General features: G+C 36.4%; 1 protein-coding gene. It reads left to right on the top strand.

The genetic code is table 11. The annotated features are described in order from the left end of the window. Positions 1–160 precede the first annotated feature (160 nt). Positions 161–1,519 (top strand): DDE-type integrase/transposase/recombinase, encoded by a 1,359-nt coding sequence (locus DFR80_RS15065; RefSeq protein WP_114490480.1) that lies wholly within the window; start codon positions 161–163, stop codon positions 1,517–1,519. The last annotated feature ends 204 nt before the right edge of the window (positions 1,520–1,723 follow it).

The following is a 1,723-nucleotide window of genomic DNA, read 5'->3' on the forward strand; positions in this document are numbered from 1 at the left end:
CGTTACGTCAAATCTAATAGTTTTTTTAAAAATATTAATAGTTATCATAATTATCAGTTTAGGAATCTGCACTAAATGCAGGAATCCCTCCCCCTGAGCTCGTAAATAGTAATTGAGAAGTCACAACCTACTACACCCAGAAAGGAAGGGATCCTAAGTTATGATTTCTCGAAATTTACCTAATTTCCTGCTTAAACCTCTTATGAATTTTGTTCTTTTGGTCTATCTCTTTTTCTCCAAGCTCTTTCACGTTGACTTTGAACCCAAAGAAAAACTTGATGACAGCTATACTAAGTTTAACAGCTTTGATGACCCACTTCCTGTTATTGAACAGCTTAATTATCAGGAAATTTTGGCTGAAGCTAAAGAAAATGGTCAGCCCATAAAGCCTGTTAACCGCCGTAAACCTCTGACTGTAGAAGTCGAAAAATGCTCCGAATGTGGCGCTCCTAAAAAATATCTCTACAGCTTCGGACATGACCCAGATGGTTACCAGAAGCTTCAGTGCAAAGTTTGTGATCATCAATGGGCTCCTGAAAAACCTGAACTAAGATCCAGTAACAGGCCTACCTATCGCTGCCCTTTTTGCGGCTATGCTTTATCTAAAGAGAAAGAGCGTAAGCATTTTACCAAGTATAAATGCCGCAATGATGACTGCTCTAAATGGAAAAATGAACACAAAAGATATCGCTATAGAGCCTATGATTTTGATGTCGAAAACCTTGAAGTTTCAAGACCTGATAAAGAACCTGTTAACCTGGATCATTCCCAGTATGGGAACTTCATAATCTCCAAAGCTATGGATTTTTATGTGGGTCTTGGTCTTTCTCTAAGGCAGACTAAAAGAGCCCTGAAACTTGCATATAATGTTTCACCTTCAGCTCAGACTATCCAGAACTGGACCGTCTCTTTAGCTCACAGACTTGGTCCTAAAATTAAGGACCTTGATCTACCTTTATCTGGCATTGTTGCTGTTGATGAAACATATATCAAAATCAAAGGCAGCTGGCATTATCTTTTTACTGCCATTGATGGTAAAAACGGCTGTATCATTGCTCAGCATCTCTCAAAACATCGAGATGCCAAAGGTGCAATCACCATTCTCAAAAGAATTATTGACCAATACCAGGGTCGGGATTTTGTCCTGGTTTCTGATATGGCACCAATCTATAGAACTGCTGTGCATGCTGCAAAGGCCTTTTTAAAGACCGATGTAGATCACAGACAAGTTAAAGGACTTTTTACTGATGACGATAATTCAGATGAGGTTTACAGACCCTATAAAAACATCATTGAGCGTTTCTTTGGCACCTATAAAGCTCATTACAAACGTCATAAAAGCTTTAGTTCCTTTGATGGTGCTCTTGCTCATTTAACTTTATATCAGCTATATTTTAACTATATAAAACCTCATAGCTCTTTTGATAACAAGGCTCCTCTTGTTGTTGAAGATTCAAGAGGCCAGCCCATTAACTCCTGGGCTCAACTTATCAGGTGGATCAACAAAACTGATAAGTAACTAAATATCTTTACTGAATAACTTTTCAAAAAATCTTGCTCAATTCTTTTAGAGTTTTATATTTATTTAGTTCCATTTTTTTACATCATTTACATCTTCAAGCTTTTGACATTCTTAAGATTTTTATTATAATTAAAATTAGTGATACTCTATTACTATTTACTTACATTTTATGGTAACTATCATATTTTATTTGACGTTATC

The sequence above is a fragment of the Halanaerobium sp. ST460_2HS_T2 genome (assembly GCF_003337665.1).
GTDB classification, from domain to species: Bacteria; Bacillota; Halanaerobiia; order Halanaerobiales; family Halanaerobiaceae; genus Halanaerobium; species Halanaerobium kushneri.